The following is a 597-nucleotide window of genomic DNA, read 5'->3' as shown; positions in this document are numbered from 1 at the left end:
GGCGCGCAGCGCGACGTGGTCGCCGGGCGCCGCTATCGCTTCACCGACCCCGCGCTCGGCATGGTGAGCATCGACGACCTCGACGGCATGGACGCCTTCGACGCCTGGTGCGGCGAGCGCGACCGCCGCTATGCGGCCTCGACCGTCACGCGCTACGTCTCCACCGAAATGATCGGCTACCAGGATCTCGACGGCTACGGCAGCTGGCAGAGCGACGCCGACTACGGCGCCGTGTGGTACCCCGCCGGCATGGCGCCGGGCTGGGCGCCGTACCGCGACGGCCGCTGGGTGTGGGTCGCGCCCTGGGGCTGGACCTGGGTGGACGCCACGCCGTGGGGCTTCGCGCCGTATCACTACGGGCGCTGGGTGTACCGGCCCCGCGGCTGGGGCTGGGTGCCGGGGCCGGTCGCGTTGCGGCCGGTGTATGCGCCGGCACTGGTGGCCTTCGTCGGCGGTACGCACTGGAACGTTTCGGTGGGCGTGGGCGGGCCCGTCGGCTGGTTCCCGCTCGGCCCCGGCGATGTCTACACGCCGTGGTACCGGGTGAGCCGGCGCTACTACGGCAACGTCAACGCGGGCCGCTTCCATGGCCGCGGC

At 73.7% G+C, this 597-nt stretch carries 1 protein-coding gene; it reads left to right on the top strand.

Annotated features, from left to right (window positions below; genetic code table 11):
* Positions 1–597: DUF6600 domain-containing protein (locus ACH65_RS20420; protein ID WP_049624061.1), on the top strand; the 597-nt coding region annotated here is incomplete at both ends.

It is taken from the genome of Frateuria defendens, assembly GCF_001182895.1.
Lineage (GTDB): Bacteria > Pseudomonadota > Gammaproteobacteria > Xanthomonadales > Rhodanobacteraceae > Frateuria_B > Frateuria_B defendens.
Note: the sequence above shows the minus strand (reverse complement) of the source record. Positions and strands in the feature narration are given on the sequence as shown.